This window comes from Mangrovihabitans endophyticus (assembly GCF_014646155.1).
Lineage (GTDB): Bacteria > Actinomycetota > Actinomycetes > Mycobacteriales > Micromonosporaceae > Actinoplanes > Actinoplanes endophyticus.
In genome coordinates, this window is record NZ_BMMX01000012.1 from 41,877 (window position 1) to 60,794 (window position 18,918).

General features: G+C 69.4%; 17 protein-coding genes. 13 read left to right on the top strand and 4 right to left on the bottom strand.

The features are described 5' to 3' along the window. The first annotated feature begins 100 nt into the window (after positions 1 to 100). The 4 genes from IEY73_RS15460 to pknB are packed head-to-tail and all read left to right on the top strand — an operon-like array spanning position 101 to position 6,165. A complete protein-coding gene (locus tag IEY73_RS15460) occupies positions 101 to 1,486 on the top strand; it encodes an FtsW/RodA/SpoVE family cell cycle protein (RefSeq protein WP_229715868.1) in 1,386 nt (461 codons plus the stop codon). Continuing rightward, a complete protein-coding gene (locus IEY73_RS15465) occupies positions 1,483 to 2,985 on the top strand; it encodes a peptidoglycan D,D-transpeptidase FtsI family protein (protein WP_189079905.1) in 1,503 nt (500 codons plus the stop codon). Before IEY73_RS15460 ends, IEY73_RS15465 begins: the two co-directional genes overlap by 4 nt. A 1-nt stretch (position 2,986) precedes the next feature. Continuing rightward, positions 2,987 to 4,354 carry a serine/threonine-protein kinase gene (locus IEY73_RS15470; protein WP_189079906.1) on the top strand — a complete coding sequence of 456 codons (1,368 nt, stop codon included), beginning with the start codon at positions 2,987 to 2,989 and terminating at the stop codon, positions 4,352 to 4,354. After that, on the top strand, positions 4,351 to 6,165 hold the full coding sequence (gene pknB, locus IEY73_RS15475) for a Stk1 family PASTA domain-containing Ser/Thr kinase (RefSeq protein WP_189079907.1): 1,815 nt from the start codon (positions 4,351 to 4,353) through the stop codon (positions 6,163 to 6,165). Before IEY73_RS15470 ends, pknB begins: the two co-directional genes overlap by 4 nt. A 29-nt stretch (positions 6,166 to 6,194) precedes the next feature. On the opposite strand, the gene IEY73_RS15480 is transcribed toward pknB, so the two are convergent. The 4 genes from IEY73_RS15480 to IEY73_RS15495 are packed head-to-tail and all read right to left on the bottom strand — an operon-like array spanning position 6,195 to position 9,486. Beyond that, a complete protein-coding gene (locus tag IEY73_RS15480; protein ID WP_189079908.1) occupies positions 6,195 to 6,845 on the bottom strand; it encodes an aminodeoxychorismate/anthranilate synthase component II in 651 nt (216 codons plus the stop codon). 4 nt (positions 6,846 to 6,849) lie between these two features. Then, positions 6,850 to 7,131 (bottom strand): hypothetical protein, encoded by a 282-nt coding sequence (locus tag IEY73_RS15485; protein ID WP_189079909.1) that lies wholly within the window; start codon positions 7,129 to 7,131, stop codon positions 6,850 to 6,852. A 7-nt stretch (positions 7,132 to 7,138) separates the two neighbouring features. Continuing rightward, positions 7,139 to 8,677 (bottom strand): class E sortase, encoded by a 1,539-nt coding sequence (locus IEY73_RS15490; protein WP_189079910.1) that lies wholly within the window; start codon positions 8,675 to 8,677, stop codon positions 7,139 to 7,141. Then, positions 8,677 to 9,486: a DUF881 domain-containing protein gene (locus IEY73_RS15495; protein WP_189079911.1), complete on the bottom strand. Its 810-nt coding sequence runs from the start codon at positions 9,484 to 9,486 to the stop codon at positions 8,677 to 8,679. Before IEY73_RS15495 ends, IEY73_RS15490 begins: the two co-directional genes overlap by 1 nt. A gap of 213 nt (positions 9,487 to 9,699) precedes the next feature. Here IEY73_RS15495 and IEY73_RS15500 point away from each other — a divergent pair, with 213 nt between their 5' ends. The 9 genes from IEY73_RS15500 to IEY73_RS15540 all read left to right on the top strand — a co-directional run bounded on the left by IEY73_RS15500 (position 9,700) and on the right by IEY73_RS15540 (position 18,875). Beyond that, on the top strand, positions 9,700 to 9,963 hold the full coding sequence (locus IEY73_RS15500) for a cell division protein CrgA (protein ID WP_189079912.1): 264 nt from the start codon (positions 9,700 to 9,702) through the stop codon (positions 9,961 to 9,963). A 125-nt stretch (positions 9,964 to 10,088) separates the two neighbouring features. Further along, entirely contained in the window at positions 10,089 to 12,224 is a 2,136-nt protein-coding gene (locus IEY73_RS15505; protein ID WP_189079913.1) for a (Fe-S)-binding protein, read from the top strand. A 133-nt stretch (positions 12,225 to 12,357) separates the two neighbouring features. After that, the gene (locus tag IEY73_RS15510) at positions 12,358 to 13,695 is read left to right on the top strand and encodes a hemolysin family protein (RefSeq protein ID WP_189079914.1); all 1,338 of its coding nucleotides are present in this window, start codon (positions 12,358 to 12,360) and stop codon (positions 13,693 to 13,695) included. After that, positions 13,688 to 14,722: a hemolysin family protein gene (locus IEY73_RS15515; RefSeq protein ID WP_189079915.1), complete on the top strand. Its 1,035-nt coding sequence runs from the start codon at positions 13,688 to 13,690 to the stop codon at positions 14,720 to 14,722. The genes IEY73_RS15510 and IEY73_RS15515 overlap by 8 nt, the downstream gene beginning before the upstream one ends. A 66-nt stretch (positions 14,723 to 14,788) precedes the next feature. Further along, complete coding sequence (locus tag IEY73_RS15520; RefSeq protein WP_189079916.1) at positions 14,789 to 15,643, top strand: LamG-like jellyroll fold domain-containing protein; 855 nt, start codon at positions 14,789 to 14,791, stop codon at positions 15,641 to 15,643. A 73-nt stretch (positions 15,644 to 15,716) separates the two neighbouring features. Continuing rightward, a complete protein-coding gene (locus IEY73_RS15525) occupies positions 15,717 to 17,342 on the top strand; it encodes a hypothetical protein (protein ID WP_189079917.1) in 1,626 nt (541 codons plus the stop codon). Positions 17,343 to 17,451: 109 nt separating this feature from the next. Next, a complete protein-coding gene (locus IEY73_RS33570; RefSeq protein ID WP_229715861.1) occupies positions 17,452 to 18,054 on the top strand; it encodes a hypothetical protein in 603 nt (200 codons plus the stop codon). Between the two features lie 69 nt (positions 18,055 to 18,123). After that, positions 18,124 to 18,465, top strand: coding sequence for a PadR family transcriptional regulator (locus IEY73_RS15535; RefSeq protein ID WP_189079918.1), 342 nt, complete (start codon positions 18,124 to 18,126; stop codon positions 18,463 to 18,465). After that, positions 18,462 to 18,875: an HAAS signaling domain-containing protein gene (locus tag IEY73_RS15540; RefSeq protein WP_189079919.1), complete on the top strand. Its 414-nt coding sequence runs from the start codon at positions 18,462 to 18,464 to the stop codon at positions 18,873 to 18,875. Before IEY73_RS15535 ends, IEY73_RS15540 begins: the two co-directional genes overlap by 4 nt. Positions 18,876 to 18,918 lie beyond the last annotated feature (43 nt).

Genomic DNA, 18,918 nt, shown 5'->3' on the forward strand with positions numbered 1-18,918 from the left:
CGCCGCACCGGCTCCGACACCCGCCTCGACGGGTGAGCAGTCGCGTGTTCCCGGGGCGAAGACGCGTCGCAACGCCGAGCTCGCCCTCCTGCTGTTCGCCATGGTGCTGGTCGCGGTCTACGCCGCGACGGTGGAGGCGAATCAGTTGGACACCATCACCACCACGTTCTGGGTTCCGGCCGCGATTCTCACCACGCTGTTCCTGGGCCTGCATCTGGTGGTGCGGTTCCGCGCGCCGTACGCGGATCCGATCTTGATCCCGGCGGTCGCCTTGATCAACGGTTTGGGCGTGGCGTTCCTGCGCCGGTTGGACATCGCGAAGGCGCTCTCCGCCAAACAGCCCGAGCCGGGAGTCTTCGCCGGCACCGGCGGCCGTCAGCTCGCGTGGACCCTGGCGTCGCTGATCCTGGCCGCGGCGCTGCTGCTGGTGATCAAGGACCACAAGATCGTTTCCCGGTACGCGTACACGCTGGGCCTGGCCGGCATCATCCTGGTGATGATCCCGGCGATGCTGCCCAGTAGCCTCTCCGAGGTCAACGGCGCCAAGTTGTGGATCAAGTTCGGATCGTTCTCGATTCAGCCCGGTGAGTTCGCCAAGATCGCACTGGTCTCGTTCTTCGCGTACTACCTAGTCCGCAAGCGCGAGGTGCTGTCCATGGCGAGCCGGCGCGTGCTGGGCATCGACTTCCCGCGCGGCCGAGACCTGGGTCCGGTGATCACGGTCTGGCTGCTCAGCCTGCTGGTGCTGGTCTTCGAGAAGGACCTGGGCACGGCGCTGCTGTACTTCGGCCTGTTCGTGGTGACGCTCTATGTGGCCACCGAGCGTGCGAGCTGGCTGATCATCGGCCTGGTGATGTTCTTCGGTGGCGTCTACCTCGCCTACCTTCTCGGCTCGTGGGTCGGCGGTCCGTTCGCGAACTTCTACGATCGTGCCTCGATCTGGCTCGACCCGTTCGCGCCGCAGTACGTCACCAACGAGGGCTTCCAACTCGTGCAGTCACTGCTCGGCCTCGGCACGGGTGGCTTGTTCGGCACCGGGCCGGGTGCCGGCTCGCCGGGCTTCGTGCCCGAGGTGCGTACCGACTTCATCTTCGCCGGTATGGGCGAGGAGATCGGCCTGTTCGGCCTGTCCTCGCTGCTCGTGGTCTACCTGTTGATCGTCGAGCGCGGCCTGCGCGCGGCGATCGCGGTGCGTGACTCGTTCGGCAAACTGGTCGCCGGTGGCCTGGCGTTCACCCTGGGGTTGCAGATCTTCGTCATTGTGGGAGGTATCACCGGGCTGATTCCGCTGACCGGCCAGACCACGCCGTTCATGTCCGCCGGCGGATCCTCGTTGATGGCCAACTGGCTGCTCGTCGGGATGCTGTTGCGCATCTCCGACGCGGCTCGCCGGCCGGCCGAGGGCGGTCCCGCCGCGCAGCCTGCCGGGATCAAACAGCCGCCCGCCCAGCTCCACGGCGCCATGACGGAGGTGATCAGGCCGTGAACGCACCACTACGCAAGGCCAGCGTGGTCATTCTCGTGCTGTTCGGCCTGCTGTTCGCGAACCTCAACTGGGTTCAGGGGTACAAGGCAGACGATTACCGCACCAGCGACTACAACGGACGTGTCCAGGTCGCCGAGTACGAAGTTCCCCGCGGCGTCATCGAAGCGGACCGTCAGCCGCTGGCCCAGAACAAGGTGACCGACGACACTCTCAAGTACCTGCGGGTCTACCCGGACAAGAAGCTCTACGCCCCGGTGATCGGCTACAAGCCGGTCAATCTCGGTGCCACGGGCATCGAGCGCAGCGAGAACGAGTTCCTCTCCGGCGCCAGCGACAAGCTGTTCGCGGACCGCGTCAGCGCCATGTTCACCGGGGACAAGCAGGGCGGCGGCAACGTCGTGCTCTCGCTGAAGACCAAGGCGCAGGAGACGGCGTACCAGGAATTGACCCACAACGAGCGCGGCGCGGAAAAGGGCTCCGCGGTGGCCATCGATCCGCGTACCGGTGCCGTGCAGGCCCTTGTCTCGATGCCGACCTTCGACCCGAACCCGCTGGTCAGCCACGACAAGGAGGCGGCCAAGGCGGCGTACGACAAGCTGAACTCGGACAACGACAAGCCGCTACTCAACCGGGCGCTCTCGGAGACGTACCCGCCGGGGTCCACGTTCAAAGTGATCGTCTCGTCGGCGGCGTTGCGTGCCGGCTATGAGCAGAGCACCGAGATTCCGGCCGGGAACAGCTACACCGCTCCCGGCTCCGGCGCGCCGATCCACAATGCGGAATCGGAGACATGCCCGGGCGCCGAGGTGACGCTCAAGGAGGCGTTGACCGACAGTTGCAACACCGGTTTCGCGCAACTGGGCGTCAAGCTCGGCGCGGACAAGGTCAAGCAGGAGGCGCAAGCCTGGGGCTTCGAGCAGGACGACCTCACGGTCGGTGAACTGGACGACGGCGGACTGTCCGTGGCGGCCAGCCGCACCGGAGAGATCAAGAACCCGGACGGCAGCACCGACCAGGCCGGCCTGGCCCAGTCGTCGATCGGTCAGAAGGATGTCCGGATGACCACGATGCAGGGTGCGCTGATGGCGGCGACGGTGGCCAACGGCGGCCAGCAGATGCGGCCCTACCTGGTCCAGCAGCTACTCAGCGCCGACCGGCGGCCGATCTACAACGCCAGCCCGAAGACGTTGCGCACGCCCATCGACGGCCAGATCGCCAGCGACCTCAAGGACATGATGGTCAGCGTGGTGGAGAACGGAACCGGCCAGCGTGCCGCGATCGACGGCTTCGAGGTGGGTGGCAAGACCGGAACCGCGCAGAACGCAGTGGATGCCGACCCGCACGGCTGGTTCATCGGCTTCGCCTTCAACGAACAGGGTGAACCTGTCTCCGCGGCATGCGTCATGCTGGAGAACGTGTCCGGCGGCCACGCCAGTGCCGAAGCCGCCCGCATCGCCGGGCTCATCATGCGAGCCGCGGCGGGCCGGGGAGGCGACTGACATGATCAGCCCTGGGGTGAGCCTCGGCGGCCGATATCGGCTGGACGAGCGCATCGCGGGCGGCGGCATGGGCGACGTGTGGCGTGGCACCGACGAGGTGCTGGGCCGCACGGTCGCGGTCAAGATCTTGCTGCCGGCGCTGCTGGACGAGCCGGGATTCGCCGAGCGGTTCCGCGGCGAGGCTCGCACCATGGCGACCATCAATCACCCCGGTGTCGTCGACGTCTACGACTACGGCAGCGACCAGCACTTGGCGTTCCTGGTCATGGAGTACGTCGAGGGCGATGCCCTGTCGCGCACGCTCAGCCGGGTGGGCCGGCTGACCCCGGCACGCACCATGGCGCTTGTCGCCCAGGCGGCGGACGCGCTGCAGGCCGCGCACACCAACGGCATTGTGCACCGCGACGTGAAGCCGGGAAATCTGCTGGTCCGGCCGAATGGGACGCTCGTGCTCACCGACTTCGGCATCGCCCGCTCCGCCTTGGTCGGCCAGCTCACCGCGGCCGGCTCGGTGCTGGGCACAGCGTCGTACATCTCGCCCGAACAGGCCTCCGGGGCGGTCGCCACCCCGGCCTCGGACGTGTACGCGCTGGGCGTGGTGGCCTATCAATGCCTCTCCGGCCACCGGCCGTTCGACGGGGCGACGCCGATCGAGATCGCGATGAAGCACGTCCAAGAGTCGCCGCGCCCGCTGCCCGGGGACATCCCCCCGCCGGTACGCGCCATCGTGGACCGCGCCATGGCCAAGGACCCGGCGGCGCGCTGGGCCACCGCGGCGGCCATGGCATCGGTGGCACGCCAGGCCGCAGCCGGCCTCACCACGGCCGTGCAGCAGCCCGCGGTCAACGGCTCCGCGATGGGCAACCGTCCCGGCTCCGGCAGTCCGGTGCGGAACCACCCGCCGTCCAGCACGCACCATCGCCCTCGCTCGGGCGCGCCGTCCTCGGGACCGCCCGGACGCCCCGGCTCCGGATACCCGGGCCAGGGTCAGGCGAGACCGCAGTACCCGATGCCGCAGCAGCCGGTGTCCGGCGGCCAGGCCCGCGGTGCCGCCTCGGTGCCGCCCGCCCAGCAGTACGGCAACCCGCCGGGGATGGGACAGCGGCCGGCGGTTGCCGAGAACTCCGGCGGTCGGCAGGTGCTCATCGTTTTGGCCGTTGTGCTGGCGCTTCTCGTGCTGCTCTGCGCCGGTGTCATTTCGTTTCTGCTCAAACAGAACCAACTGGGCGCCGTAGGCGTATCGTCCGGTGACACCCCGGCCGCCCGAACGGCCGCGCTCGGTACGGGAACCGGGGCGGCAACGTACCGTCTTATCAGGCAGCAGGCGCACAGCCTGGACCAAGCGAGCGAAGGACGACAGACGCTATGACGGCGCAGGCCCGCTTGCTCGGCGGCCGCTATCAGGTCGGCGAGCTGCTCGGTTACGGCGGCATGGCCGAGGTGCACCGTGGCCGCGACCTTCGGCTCGGCCGGGACGTGGCGATCAAGATGCTGCGCACCGACCTCGCCCGCGACGCGACGTTTCAGGAACGGTTTCGCCGCGAGGCGCAGAACGCCGCCGCGCTGAACCATCCGGCCATCGTCGCCGTCTACGACACCGGCGAGGAGGTGTCCTCCACCGGTGAGCGGCTGCCGTTCATCGTGATGGAGTACGTCAACGGCCACACGCTGAAAGAGGTCCTCACCGCCGAGCAGCGGCTCCAGCCGCGCCGCGCCCTGGAGATCATCGCGGACATCTGCGCCGCCTTGGAGTTCAGCCACCGGCACGGCATCATTCACCGTGACATCAAGCCCGGCAACGTGATGCTCACGCAGAACGGCCAGGTCAAGGTGATGGACTTCGGCATCGCGCGGGCGCTGGCCAGCGGTGCGACCACCATGACGCAGACCAGCGCGGTCATCGGCACCGCTCAGTACCTCTCCCCGGAGCAGGCGCGCGGCGAGTCGGTGGATGCCCGCTCCGATGTGTACGCCGCGGGCTGCGTGCTGTTCGAGCTGCTCGTCGGGCACCCGCCGTTCGTCGGGGACAGCCCGGTCAGCGTCGCCTACCAGCATGTGCGGGAGGACCCGAAGGCGCCGAGCGAGATCAATCGCGAGGTTCCTCCGCCGGTGGACGCGATCGTCCTGAAGGCGTTGGCGAAGAACCCGCTGAATCGCTATCAGAGCGCGCAGGAGATGCGCGCCGACGCGTTGCGCGCGGTGGCCGGCCGGCAGGTGCTGGCCACGCCGGTGATGACGCATGACGAGACGATGGCGATGAACGGGCCGATGCATCAGCAGGCGGGCGCCACCACGATGACGCGCCCGGTGTCCGGCGGCCCGCCGCCACCCCACGAGCCGGAACGCAAGACGTCCTCGTGGGTGATGGCGGTGCTGGCGGCCGTGGGTGTGCTGGCCGTGGTGACGCTGGGCGTCGGGCTCTTGCTGTCGAAGAAGAACGGCGACGACGACCCGCAGACCCCGGCCACCGTGCAGATGCCGAAGGTCACCGGTCTGAGCGAGGACGACGCTCGGTCCGAGCTTGAGAAGAGCAACTTCGACAAGATCAGCGTGGGTACGCCGATCGAGACCGACGACTGCGACGACAAGGTGGAGAAGCAGTCCCCGACGGCCGGTACGCAGATCCGCGTCGACCAGCCGGTGAGCTTCCAGATGTGCACCTCGCCGGAGCTGACCCGGGTGCCGACCGGGCTTGAGGGCTCCACCCGCGACGCGGCCGAGCAGGCCTTGAAGGACGCCAACCTGGACCCCGAGTTCGACGAGGTGAGCAGCACCGAGCCGGAGGACCGGGTGCTGGACGTGGAGAAGGCCGGCGAGCAGGTGCCCCCGGGCACCAACATCACCGTGAAGGTGTCCCGCGGGAACCTGGCCGAGGTGCCCAACGTAGTGGGCAAGAGCGAAGAGGTCGCGACCGCGCTGCTGCAGAACGCCGGTTTCGAGGTGAACAGCAAGACGGTCGAGCAGGACGGCGGCATCCCCGGGACGGTGTCCAAGCAGGATCCGTCGGCCAAGGAGAAGGTGGAGCGCGGCAAGACCGTCACCATCTCGGTGATCACGGCCCCGGAGCCGGAGCCGACCGAGACGGAGTCCAGCAGCCCGAGCGAGCCTCCGGGTCCGGGCGACGGCGGGGGCGGCAATGGTGGTAACGGCGGCGTCGGGGACATCTTCCCCCGAGGCTGACCGGTCTGCTTGACGCGTGGGGTTGGTTCTCAGGCGGCGGCGAAGGCGGATCGCCGGCGGGCTTCCACCTCGGCGGCGAGCTGCGGCGCCCGAGCGACCGCGTCGTCGAGACCGCACACCGCCAGCCAGTTCGCCAGCATGGTGTGCCCGCCCTCGGTGAGCACCGACTCCGGATGGAACTGCACGCCCTCGACGGGGAATTCGCGGTGCCGCATCGCCATCACCACACCGGACTCGGTGCGGCCGGTCACCTCGATCGCGTCGGGCAACGTTTCCGGCATGACGGCGAGTGAGTGGTAGCGGGTGGCGGTGAACGGGCTGGGCAGGCCGCGCAGCACCCCCGTGCCGTCGTGGTGTACCCGCGAGGTCTTGCCGTGCAGCAGCTCCGGGGCGCGTGCCACGGTGGCGCCGAAGGCCGCGCCGATGGCCTGATGCCCGAGGCAGACACCGAAGATCGGGAGCTTCTCGGCGTACGCGGTGATGACGTCCATCGTGATGCCGGCCCGGTCGGGGCTGCCCGGACCGGGAGAGAGCAGGACACCGGCGGCCCCGAACCGGCCGACGTCGCCGACCGAGATCTCGTCGTTGCGTCGCACCTCGCACTCGGCACCGAGCTGGCCGAGGTATTGCACCAGGTTGAAGACGAACGAATCGTAGTTGTCGATCACCAGGATGCGCACGTGATCACCGCCCGGAGGCCGTCGGCGCGGGGGCGTTGGAGTTAACGTCGTACGGGATGTCGTCGGGCGCGCCCACGTCGGAGGGGTGCACCCCGTCCGCGCCGCCGGGGCCGCCACCCTGCTCGGTGCCGGTGCCCACCTGCACGTCGTCGAACGGCAGCAGCGGGGTCGCCCATGGGAAAACCACGTACCAGAGCAACGCCCCGATCACCGTCAGGAGCACGAGTGAGCCAGCCAGTTTGCCGTACAGGCCGAAGGGGAGCTTGCGCCAGATCCAGGCGTACATCGCCGCGCTATGCCTTTGCGATCTCGTCGGGCTTGCCGGCGTCCGGCACGGTGGGGTCGCGCTTGACCGTCTCCGCCAGTTGCGCGTGCACGATCAACCGTTCGTAGTTGTTGAACTTCGGGTTGCACGTGGTCAGGGTCAGCATCGCCTTGGTCGGCGTGACGCCCGGCTTGTCCGGCACCGGCGCGACCACCTTGACCGCAGTCGGCTTGACCACCTCATGCGAGGAGACCTTGTAGACATACCAGTTGTCGCGAGTCTCGACGCCGATCACGTCGCCGGGACGCAGCTCGTCCAGGCGCCAGAAGATCTTCTTGATCCGGTGCCCGGCGACCGAGAAGTTGCCGATCTCTCCGGGCAGCGCGGTGTCCGGGTAGTGGCCCGGCGCGTACCTGATGTCCTGCGGCGTGACGCCGTCGACGACCACCCACTCCTTGTCCAGCTTCGGAATGTAGAGGCGGCCGACCAGATCCTCGCCCGGAGCATCCGGCGCGGCCACGGTCGGCCCGACGCTGGGTGCCACGGTCGGGTCGTTCCACTGCTGGTCGAGGGCGTTGTTCAGGGAGTCCTGCTCGTCCTGCACCTTGGCCGCGTTGCCGAACACCTCGTAGCCGGCGAACAGCAGCACGATCATGCCGAAGGTGATCATCAGCTCGCCGCTGACGCGGATGCCGGTGCGGATGCGGGAGCCGAGCGTCGGCCGTGTCAACTCGGAGTAGACGCTGCGGTAGCCGTCCCCGGTCTGCTCCGGGCGGAGCTGAACCACCCGTTCGCCGCGTCGTCCGCGGCCGTCGCCCTCGCCGGGAGTCGCCGGTGGATCGGCGGCGACCGCGGCGCGCGGTGCGGGGGGCGCGGCACGTGCACGGGCGACCTGATCGGTGCCTGGCTTCGCCGGACCGGACTCGGGGGCCGACCGCTGCCGGGTGACCGTGCTGCGGCCCGAGCCGCCGGCGTCGCCGGGTGCCGCTCCGCCGTCGCCGCGCACCGGCGGCAGCAGGCCGGTGGGGGCGTCCACCATCGGAATCACCGAGGTGGCGGAGGGGTCTCGGGGCGCGGAGGGGTCTCGGGGCGGCCGGGCCGTCGGCACCGCGGGCGACTGCGGGGCGGGTCCGCCGGCCTCCGCCGCCGCGAGGTAGTCGAAGCCGGCACCGGGTAGGTGGGCGCTGGACTGGCTGCTGTGGTGGCGGTCGTTGACGAAGGGTGCCGCGGCCTCGCGGCCTGGTTCCGCCCCGCCGCCCGGCCGGACGGATCGGGTGGGGTATCGGCGCGGTGCCGATTCCGCCGCGGTCGACGTGCCGCCGTCGCGCTGGTGTCCATCGTGGCCGCGCCCCGGTGCCGGGGCCTGCGCGGACGTCTGAGCCGAGGGTGCCGGTGCCTGCTGCTCCTGCTGCCAGGAGAGACCGACAGCCGGGGCCAGGGGGCCGCCGGGCACCCCGTCGTCCGACGCGTCGGTGATGCGCGGAATGTAGGCGGTCTGAGCGTCGCTGTCGGGGGCGCGATGCCGCCCCGAGCGGGCCGCGCCGCCCGGCTGCTCCGGAGGCACCATCAACCGCCAGCCTGGGCGAATCGGAGGTCGCTCGACCCGTCGTAAGCCCGCACCGTCACGTTCCTCTCGACTGTCTCCGTGTAGCCAAGCCCGTAGTCGGCGACCGCAGCGCGGAACTGCTGGACGCCGTCCGCAGACTCCAACGCTCGATGCATCGCCGGGGGTTCGCCGATCGCGGTGATTCGGAACGGCGGCGAGAAGACCTGGCCGTGCAGCAGCAGCGTGTTGCCCACACAGCGTACCGCGCTCGTGGAGATGACGCGGACATCCATGATTGACATTGCCTCGGCGCCTCCGGCCCACAGGGCGTTGACCACCGCTTGGACGTCACTCTGGTGGACGACCAAGGCGTCGTTGGCCGGGGCGTTCGCGCCGATGTCGGAGGCCCGGCGGGGGGAGTCGTCCAGCACCACGGTGAGGCCGGGGCCGCGCAGCGAGGTGAAGCCGGCCGCCTTCCGCATGCTGTCCGCGCGCTGCCGAGCAGACTTGGCCGGCTCGTCCACCTCGGCCAGCCGGGCGGCGTCCTGGTCCACCTGCGCCCGCAGATCGGCAGCTCGCTGTTCCCGGTCGGCCAGGCGATCGCGCTTGTCCGCGATCAACTGGGCGAGCTGGGGGCGCCGGTCGTCGCGCAGCGCGGTGCCGTCGGCGGTGCGTGCGGAGGTGGTGAACAGCAGGCCGGCGGCCAGGGCGATCAGCGGGACGCCGACCGACCAACCGCGCTGGCGCTGGCCGCGGCGGCGCGGACGCAACCCGCCGAGCGCCCGCCGCAGCACGAGGCGCCATGACGGCGTGCCGGCGGTGTACTCCACTCGGTGTCCTCCTCGTGCGTGATCGTCCCGCCGTAGCATGCAGCGAACGGTCTTGACGTCGCGCGCGGCAATTTTTCTCCCCGGCGGGTGCCGGTGTGCGCGCCGTCTTGACTACGCTAGCCATCGAACAGTATTCGCCACGGGCAGTGAACCGGTGTCCCCGGAGCCGCTCTGCGGTGGGTTGTTCACCACTTGTTGCCTCAGGAGAGCACTGTGCCGAAGTCTCAGGTCCGAAAGAAGAAGGTCTACACCCCGCCGACGGACATCCGGCCCGCCGCGAACGCCGCGTCGAAGAAGCCGAGTCCGATCTGGCTGCCGTTCACCGCCGTGTCGTTGATCGTGATCGGCATCGCCTGGCTGGTGGTCTACTACCTTTCGGAACAGCAGTACCCGGTCGAGGCGTGGCGCTACTGGAACCTAGCCGTCGGGTTCGGATGCATGGTCGCCTCTCTGGGCATCCTGGCCCGCTGGCGTTAGGCCACCGCCGATCCCAGCCTCGTCGGGTTTTCGTGTGCGGGGCTGCGCCCCTGTGATTACCAGTGGGTAACATGAGGGCCAGCCAGCCGCAGCCGCCGACGAGGGAGTAGGGAGGCACCATCGCGATGGGCGCCGCTCAGATCGTTGCCACCGTTCTGGCGGGCGTCGTCACGCTCGCCGCAGTCGTGCTGGCGGTGCGTGCCGTCCTGCAGATGACCGCGGTGATCCGCCTCGGCAAGCCCGATCCGGAACGCTCCGTCGGTAAGGCCGTGCGCACCCGCACGATGCTGGCCGAGACCGCCGGGCACACCCGGATGCTCAAGTGGGGCACGGTCGGCGCTGCCCACTGGTTCGTGATGGTGTCGTTCATCATCCTGTTCCTGCTGGTGCTTGAGGCGTATTTCGAGGTGGTCGACCCGGCGGGTGGGCTGCCCGTGGTCGGCGGCTGGACGGCGTACGGGCTGGTCACCGAGATCATCGGAGTCCTGGGCCTGGCCGGCATCGTGGTCCTCATCGTGATCCGGCAGCGGTCCCGCCGCGCGCCCCGGAGCCGGTTCACCGGCTCCACGATGTGGCAGGGCTATTTCGTCGAGGCGGTCATCGTCGGCGTCCTGATCTGCGGATTCCTGATCCGCGGCTTCAAGGTCGCCAACGACACCTTCGAGTTCCCCCTGTGGGCCACGCCGGTCAGCCACGCCGTCGGCGCCGTGCTGCCGGCCGCGGCGGACGGCCCCACCTGGGTGGCGCTGGTCAAGCTGCTCATCTCCATGGGCTGGCTGATCACCATCGCGCTGAACGTGACGATGGGCGTGGCCTGGCACCGCTTCCTGGCGTTCTTCAACATCTTCTTCAAGCGGGACCCGGACAAGCCGGCCGGCTCCGGCCTGGGCCCGCTGCGGCCGATGATGACCGAGGGTAAGCCGCTCGACTTCGAGGAGGCCGACCCGGAGAAGGACCAGTTCGGAGTCGCGCAGGTGGAACAGTTCACCTGGAAGGGTCTGCTGGACTTCACGACATGCACCGAGTGTGGCCGGTGCCAGTCGCAGTGCCCGGCCTGGAACACCGCCAAGCCGCTGTCGCCCAAGCTCCTGGTGCTCTCGTTGCGTGACCACGCGTACGCGAAGGCGCCGTACCTGCTCGCCGGTGGCGGCAAGGATCTCACCGGCGAGGAAAAGGGAACCGAGGAGCAACTCGCCAAGGTGGACGTGCTGGCCATGGCCGAGGCCGAGCGCCCGCTGATCGGCACCGAACAGGAACAGGGTGTCATCGACCCGGACGTGCTCTGGTCCTGCACGACCTGCGGCGCATGCGTGGAGCAGTGCCCGGTGGACATCGAGCACGTCGACCACATCGTGGACATGCGCCGCTACCAGGTGCTGATCGAGTCGAGCTTCCCGTCCGAGGCCGGCGTGATGCTGCGCAACCTGGAGAACAAGGGCAACCCGTGGGGCGCGCCGCAGAGCACCCGCGAGGACTGGACCAAGGGCCTGGACTTCGAGGTGCCACGCATCGGCGAGAAGGAGAATCCGGAATACCTGTTCTGGGTCGGCTGCGCCGGCGCCTTCGAGGACCGGGCCAAGAAGACCACCCGGGCGGTGGCTACGCTGCTGCATGAGGCCGGCGTCGACTTCGCCATCCTGGGCGAGGGCGAGACCTGCACGGGTGACCCGGCGCGCCGGATCGGCAACGAGTTCCTCTTCCAGATGATGGCTCAGCAGAACGTCGAGACGCTCAACGACGCGGGCGTCACCAAGATCGTGGCCACCTGCCCGCACTGCTTCAACACGCTCGGCAATGAATATCCGCAGCTAGGCGGATCGTTCGAGGTCGTGCACCATACCCAGTTGCTGGCGCATCTGGTCGCCGAGGGCCGGCTGACGCCGGTGCAGCCGGTCGACGGGGGCGTCACCTACCACGACCCGTGCTACCTGGGCCGGCACAACCGGGTGTTCGCCCCGCCGCGGGAGGTCCTCGGCGCGGCCGTGCAGGGTGGCCTCACCGAGATGCCGCGGAATGCGGAACGCTCCTTCTGCTGCGGTGCCGGCGGCGCCCGCATGTGGATGGAGGAGAAGATCGGCAAACGGATCAACATCGAGCGCACCGAGGAAGCCCTGGCCACCGGTGCGAAGACGATCGCCGTCGGCTGCCCGTTCTGCTACACGATGGTGGGCGACGGGGTCACCGCCAAGGGCGAGCAGGAGAACGTCGAGGTAATCGACGTGGCCTCGGTGCTGCTGCGTTCGCTGAAGCAGGAGGCGTAACCGGCTCGGCTCGCTCCGGGAGTGGATGCTTTGGTCACGTACCGTTATCGAAAAGTCTCGGTGCGCGAGCCGACCCCGTGCGCGCCCACCGCGCGGGAGCTTCCGGCAGAATGAGGGCCGAGGTGAACCGATCATGGACGGCCTGATCCTGACCGCGGTGCTTCCCCTGGCAGCCTTCGCGCTGCTCACGGCGGGCAACGCGTTCTTCGTGGCCGCCGAGTTCGGACTGGTCACCGTCGATCGGGCGGAGATCGACCAACGGGCCGACGCCGGAGACCGGCGGGCCGGCACCGTCCGGAACGCCCTGCACGAGCTCTCCTTCCAGCTCTCCGGAACGCAACTGGGCATCACGCTCACCGCGCTGCTCACCGGCTACCTGGCCGAGCCGGCCCTGTCGCGGCTGTTCGTGCCGCTGATCGGGCCGGTCGCCGGTGACGCCACCGACACCATCGCGCACGTGCTCGCGCTCGTGCTGGCCACCATCGTGTCGATGCTGTTCGGCGAGCTGGTGCCGAAGAACGCGGCACTGGCCCGGCCGATGCGCGCCGCCTTGGCCACCGCAGCCCCGCTGCGCACCTTCTCGAAGCTCTTCAAGTGGCTGATCGGCGCCCTGAACGGCTCGGCCAACTGGCTGGTCCGGCGACTGGGCATCGAGCCGCAGGAGGAACTGGCGAGCGCCCGGTCACCGGAGGAACTCGGCCTGCTTGCCGCGATCAGTGCCTCGGCCGGCGCGCTGCCCACCGAGACGGCCACCCTGCTGCGCCGGACCATCCGTTTCGGCGAGAAACGCGCGGCCAAGGCCATGACGCCGCGGGTCGACGTGGTGGGGCTCACCACCACGGCCAGCGTGGTCGATCTGATCGCCGTGGCCCGGGAGACCGGACACACCCGGTTCCCCGTGTACGAGCGGACACTCGACCTGGTCACCGGCGTAGTCGCGGTGCCGGACGCGTTGGGTGTGTCGCCCGAGCGCCGGGGCGCGACACGCGTGTCCGCCCTGGCCCGTGAGCCGGTGCTGGTGCCGGAGAGCCTGAGCCTGGACAAGGTGCTCACCGCGCTGCGCGCCGCGGACGCCGATATGGCCATCGTGGTCGACGAGTACGGCGGCACCGACGGCGTGGTCACCGTCGAGGACCTGATCGAGGAACTGGTCGGCGAGATCGCCGACGAGTACGACGTGGAGGTGGCGTTCGCCGGCAGCGTCGAGGTGACCGCGCCCGGTGGCGACAAGACGTACCTGGTGGACGGCCTGCTGCGCGAGGACGAGATGGTGGAGCAGACCGGCTTCCGGCTGCCCGAAGGCCCGTACGAGACGCTTGCCGGTTTCCTGCTCGCGCGGCTCGGCCACATCCCCGCCGCCGGCGAATCGCTGGAGGCGGACGGCTGGGAGTTCACCGTGATGCAGGTGGACCGGCACCGCGTGGAACAGGTGCGGGTGGTCGCCCCGTCCGAGGAGGACGACGATGACTGAGGTCTTCGTGACGGTGATCCTGCTGGTCGGCAACGCCACGTTCGTCGGGGGCGAGTTCGCTCTGATCGCTTCGCGGCGTACCGCGCTGGAACCGCTCGCCGACACCTCCCAGCGCGCCCGGTGGGCGTTGTCCGCGATGAACCAGATCCCGCTGATGATCGCGGGAGCCCAGTTGGGCATCACGATCTGTTCCCTGGGCCTGGGTGCCATCGCCGAGCCGGCCCTCGCGCATCTGCTGGAGGGCCCGTTCGCGGCTGCGGCGTTGCCGGAGGACCTGGTGCACCCGGTGGCCTTCGTGATCGCCCTGGTCGTGGTGGTCTTCCTGCACACGGTGGTCGGCGAGATGGTGCCGAAGAACATCACCCTGGCCGGGCCGGAACGCTCGGCGCTCATCCTGGGCCCGTTCATGTTGGCCTTCTGCACCGCCACCAAGCCGGCGCTGACCGCGATGCGTTGGGCGGCGCGGGCGGTGCTGCGGCTGTGGAAGGTGGAGGCCACCGACGCGGTGAAGACCGTGTTCACCGCCGAGGAACTGGCCGGCATGGTCACCCAGGCGCGCAGCGAGGGCCTGCTCGGCACCGAGCAGTACGAACGTATCCACGCCGCGCTCGGTCTGGGTGACCGGACCGCGGCCGACACGCTGCGCCCCTGGTCCAGCGTCACCACGGTGGCCGAGGACGTGTCACCGGCGACCTTGGAGGCGCTTGCCACCCGCACCGGGCGCTCACGCTTTCCGGTGGTTCAGCGGGAGACCCGGCGGGTGCTCGGCTTCGTGCACGTCAAGGACCTTCTCGGGTACGAGACCGGCCAGCGTCGCCGGCCCATCCCCGCCGAGATCATCCGACCGTTGGCCGTGGTGGCGCCGGAGCGCAGCCTCGCCGAGTTGCTGCTCACCATGCGGCGGGACCGTCGGCACATCGTGCTCGTCAGCGACGGCCGCAGACCACTCGGCGTGATCACGTTGGATGACGTGCTGCACGCCGTGGTCGGCGAGCCGGCGCTGGCACCCGTTCGACCGACCACGTAAGGGTGCTTTCGCCGGTCTGACGCCGTGCCCGTGGGCACTTTTAACTCCTTTCCGGACAATATCCGCATGTTCCTCGCTCGGCGTCTCGTCCTCACCGCGGCTTCCCTGTCCCTGGGCGCGTCCCTGATCACCGGCTGTGCCCGCGAGGAGAGGCTGCCCGTCACCGGTCCGCCATCCCCGGCCGCGCCGAGCACGCCGCCGCCCAGCGCCGGGGTGCTTGCCGTCGACGGGTCGGTCACCACGCACGCCGAGCCCGGCGACGACGTGGGCACCGCCTCCACGCCCATCTCCGTGCATTACGCCTTCGACAGCAGTGCCGACGAGCCGGTGACCGACGTCGACGGCGGGCATCTGCTGCGGACGCTGGCGCAGAACGGCGGACGACTGCGACTCGTCCCCCGAGGCGACGGCCTCGCCGTGCAATATCCGAAGCGGTGCACCCTCCCGTCCGAAAAGGACTGCCCGCGCGCGATCCTGGAGGGGCTGCGCGACGACGACCTGAACCCCGGCATCCGCCCGCTGCGGTACGGCGCCTCGGTGCTGATGCGCCGCGAGGACCTCGCCGACGGCGCCAACGTCCTGCAGAAGGGCTATTCGGTGGGCGGCGTCAGCCAATACAAGCTGCAGGTTGACCACCTCGGCGGGCACCCGAGCTGTGTGATCGTGGGGGACGGCAGCCACATCTACCGCGCCGAGCCGGACCTGAACGTCGCCGACGGAAAGTGGCACCGGCTGGACTGCGCGCGCACGGACCGGGGCCTGGTCCTGTCCGTGGACGGCGTCGAGCGGGCATCGGTCCCGGTGCCGGCCTCGCTCTCGGTGGCCAACGGTGAACCGTTGCGCATCGGCGGCAAGGGGCCGAGCAATCGCAACGACCAATTCGCCGGCCGGATCGACGACGTCTACGTCGTCATCGCGTGATCTTGATGGAATCGAGATCCGTGTACGTCCGAACGGGACGGTAACGTCCCGCGCCCGATGGTAGGAAGCTTCCATGCTCTCTACCGTCGCCCGTGGAGCGGTCCGCGGGGCGCTTGCCGTCGCCACAACGGTCGCCATGACCGTTTCCGGCGCTTCCGTTGCGCACGCCGCGGCACCGCGTCTCGCGCTGACCGCGCTTTCCTTTGAACAGTCCGATGTCGACGTCACCCAGGGTTTCGCCGCCAACAAGCTCACATGGACGGTCACCAACACCGATCCGGACGCCGAGTCCATCGGGGGCACCGTCACGATGCGCATGCGCAGTTCCGTGACCGGCGCGCTGGTCGGCCACGACTGGGTCGCCAACTACGAGTTCGGCTCGACGTGCTGCTCCGACGCCGCATACGAGTCCGGTACGCCGCAGGAGTCCACGTACTCCTTCTACCTTCCGGTCCGGCAGTACGCCGACGCGACCACCGCGAGTTGGGAGGTCACCAAGATCACGATCGCGGCTCGCGGCACCACCAAGACCATCGGCCGCAACCTGCTCCAGGACTACGGGTACCGCTTCACCGCACACACGCTTGTCGACTCCTCCGGCCCGCGCGCCGATTACATCAGCCTGTACAACTCGCATCCGCCGTACCTGTACGTCGGGGACGGCCCGAACACCGTCAACTACGACCTCACCGTCCAGGACGGAGAATCCGGTTTCTGGAAGGGCCGGGTCCGGTTTGCCGGGCCACACGGCCAGAGCATCAGCACCACGTTCACCTGGGAGCGGGACTCCAACAGCACCGGCTTCCACTGCGGCATGTCCGGCGGCGGCGATCGCGACGGTACGTACATGCCGTGCACCGTCAGCATCACCCTGCCCGCCGGCGCCGCGGCCGGTAGCTGGCGGATCGCCGCACTGGTGCTGCAGAACAACGCCGGTGGCGTGGCCACCTATAAGAACCCGACCGCCCCGTCGATCACCGTGACGTCCAACGAGACGATGCGGGCCTCGGACTTCGTCATCGATCCCAACCCGGTGGACAACTGGCGCGACAACGTGCGGACCGAGCTCTCGATGAACGTCACCGGGGCCCGCCGGGGTGTCTCCGGCGTCTCCCTCGACTTCGGCATCGACGGATGCCGGATGTGGGGTACCCCGACGGTCAAGGATGACGGTCGCATCGCCGTGCAGGTGTCGGTGCCCCGCGGGGCCACGCGCTGCCGGGTGGAGGCCATCGCCATCACCGACGGCGCCGGCGACGTCTCGCTGTACGGTACGGGCTTCGACGCGCCCGACCCCGGACTCGCCATCACGCAGATCCCCAGCACGGAGGCGCCGGTGGCACTCGGCGCGACGTTGAGCCCGTCGACCCAGCCGGCCAGCGAGGTCGGCATGAGCTCGGTGAGGCTGACCATCCAGGCCGAAATCAAGGTGGCCCCGGTGGACGAGACCGAGATCCACGTCTACGACGCCGACGGCAACGTGGTCTCGCAGTCGTTCGGGGGCGCGAGCCAGGATGCGGACGGAACCGTGCAGAAGTGGCTCTACTTGCCCTACTTCACCCTGGAACCGGGCGAGTACACGGTCGGGTTCCGCCTGACCGACGCCTCCGGGCTGTCCAGCGCGTGGAACATGCCGGACCGGCCGAACAGCCGGGAACTCCCGGGCGGACCGCTGGTCTTCACCGTCACCGAGGGCTGACCGCGGTTTTCGGATTCTCGGGTGGGCGGGCGATCGACGATCGACCGCCCACACGAGTCTGCCCATGCCGTCGGGAGACACCCGGCGGCGGATACGCTGCCGGTGCGATGTGGCCGGGCGAGCGGAGGGGGACGCGGTGCAACTGACCTACTGCCACGACACGACGGCCGCGGACTGGCTCGCCCAGGCGTCGACCCCCGCCATGCAGTTGATCACCATGGGCCCGGCGGGCTTTCCGGCGTACGCGCGGCTGCGCTTCATTCCCGACCCCAGCCACCCGGGTCAGGTCGAGGCCGACGTCGAGGTCCCCGACGACCATCCCACGGACTGTGCCCTGACCGGGTGGGCTCTGCACCGGCTTGCCGCGTTCACCGCCACGCCCGGCGACTGCTTCTTCTGCGTCTGGGACGGCTACTCGGACGTGAAGCTGCCGCCCGAGGCGATGGACGGGGCGATGGTTGAGTTGCCGCACCGGCGATACGCCCTGCTCCGCGGGCCGCTGCGCGGCATCGACACGTGGCAGGACGACATCGGCGGTTGGCCGCCGGCATTCGTCTGGCCGTACGACCGGAGCTGGTGCTTCACCAGTGACGTGGACCCACATTGGGCGGGGATCGGCGCGACCCGGGCAGCGGTCGACGCGCTGCTGAACGATGCGGAGCTCGACGTGGTCCGGGCGCGCCCGGACGAGCCGCAGCCCACCTACTACTGAGGCGCACCGAGACCGCGGGTGCAGGGCCGGGCTTGAAGCTACCTTGCGGTGCAAGGTACCATGTCGTGCATGAGTGATGCCGCGCAGCTTTCCACCAGCCTGCGACGGGGAACCCTGGAGTTCTGTGTGCTGGCCATGGTCGAGCGCGAGGACTGCTACGGCACCGAGATCGTGCGCCGGCTCGGGGCTGAGCGGAGCCTCGCCACCACCGAGGGCACGATCTATCCGCTGCTGTCCCGGCTGCGCCGCGTCGGCTGGCTGAACAGCGAGTGGAGCGAGTCGCCGAGCGGCCCGCCGCGGCGCTACTACACGCTGACCGACAGCGGCCGAGCGGCGCTGGCGCACTTCCGAACCGAATGGGTCTCGTTCCGACAGACCGTCGATCGTCTCGTAGGGATCGGTGAACAATGACCAGCAATCAGACGGACCTGGCCGACGAATACCTGCACGAGGTGGAGTTGCGCCTCAGCGGTCTGCCGCTGCTGCAGCGTCGAGAACTGCTCGCCGCGCTGAAGGAGCACATCGCCGAGGCCCGCGAGCATGCCTCATCCGAGGGTGAACTGGTCGAGGTGCTGGAGCGCCTGGGCAGCCCGGAAGAGGTGGCTGCGGCGGCCTACCAGGAAGCCGGGACGCAGGCCGATGCGAGGACGCCCGCGTCGTCGGCCCAGCGGACCGGGCGGGTGGCGCGCCACGAGATCGTGGTGATGGTGGTCGGCGGCGTGGTGGCGCTTCTGGTCCTGGTCTCCGTGCTGCTCCTCATCCAGGGCAGGTCCACCGGGCACAGCGTGCCGGCCCGTCCGGCGCCGTCGGCCACCCGATAGCCCGGCCTCGCGCGTTTCGTGGGCGTATCGAAATTCGCATACG

Coding starts and splice junctions, on each gene's coding strand:
- IEY73_RS15485 (WP_189079909.1), bottom strand. CDS start 7,131: ATGTACGCCTGGATCTGGCGCAAGCTCCCCTTCGGCCTGTACGGCAAA.
- IEY73_RS15540 (WP_189079919.1), top strand. CDS start 18,462: ATGACCAGCAATCAGACGGACCTGGCCGACGAATACCTGCACGAGGTG.
- IEY73_RS15505 (WP_189079913.1), top strand. CDS start 10,089: ATGGGCGCCGCTCAGATCGTTGCCACCGTTCTGGCGGGCGTCGTCACG.
- pknB (WP_189079907.1), top strand. CDS start 4,351: ATGACGGCGCAGGCCCGCTTGCTCGGCGGCCGCTATCAGGTCGGCGAG.
- IEY73_RS15490 (WP_189079910.1), bottom strand. CDS start 8,677: ATGGTGCCTCCGGAGCAGCCGGGCGGCGCGGCCCGCTCGGGGCGGCAT.
- IEY73_RS15510 (WP_189079914.1), top strand. CDS start 12,358: ATGGACGGCCTGATCCTGACCGCGGTGCTTCCCCTGGCAGCCTTCGCG.
- IEY73_RS15470 (WP_189079906.1), top strand. CDS start 2,987: ATGATCAGCCCTGGGGTGAGCCTCGGCGGCCGATATCGGCTGGACGAG.
- IEY73_RS15515 (WP_189079915.1), top strand. CDS start 13,688: ATGACTGAGGTCTTCGTGACGGTGATCCTGCTGGTCGGCAACGCCACG.
- IEY73_RS15535 (WP_189079918.1), top strand. CDS start 18,124: ATGAGTGATGCCGCGCAGCTTTCCACCAGCCTGCGACGGGGAACCCTG.
- IEY73_RS15460 (WP_229715868.1), top strand. CDS start 101: ATGGTGCTGGTCGCGGTCTACGCCGCGACGGTGGAGGCGAATCAGTTG.
- IEY73_RS15525 (WP_189079917.1), top strand. CDS start 15,717: ATGCTCTCTACCGTCGCCCGTGGAGCGGTCCGCGGGGCGCTTGCCGTC.
- IEY73_RS15520 (WP_189079916.1), top strand. CDS start 14,789: ATGTTCCTCGCTCGGCGTCTCGTCCTCACCGCGGCTTCCCTGTCCCTG.